This is a genomic window from Ensifer sp. NM-2, assembly GCF_003024455.1.
In the GTDB taxonomy this organism is placed as follows: domain Bacteria; phylum Pseudomonadota; class Alphaproteobacteria; order Rhizobiales; family Rhizobiaceae; genus Ensifer; species Ensifer canadensis.
The window spans coordinates 1-320 of sequence record NZ_PVZR01000189.1 but is presented as its reverse complement, the minus strand read 5'-3'; the positions used below and the strand labels follow the sequence as shown (position 1 = coordinate 320).

Here is a 320-nt window from a genome sequence, read left to right as displayed (position 1 = left end):
GTCCTTCGGTTCTGAACCAGTCTCCAATGCGTGACCCTGATGCCTTGGCTTCGGTCACAGAGTGGCGTTCGGCTCCCGGTTTCCCATTCTCCTTAAGGAGCGCAGCCCGGACCTGCCGGGCTCGCTAGACGACAATCAGGACAACCGGGATATCGTCGACGCGCCTCCCATCGTGCTTTCGCCGCGCGGCTCATAAGCGCGCTGGTCACGCAGGATCTGGAAGGCGATCGTCAAAAGCTTGCGCGCGATCGCCACACGCGCCTTGTTGGTTCCTCTGATCTTCAGATGCTCGTACTGGTCATGAAGTTGCGCATCGCTGG

General features: G+C 60.3%; 1 pseudogene. It reads right to left on the bottom strand.

The features are described from left to right. Nucleotides 1-135: 135 nt before the first annotated feature. Nucleotides 136-320 (bottom strand): annotated as a pseudogene (locus C6558_RS39415) (IS110 family transposase); the annotation flags it as partial.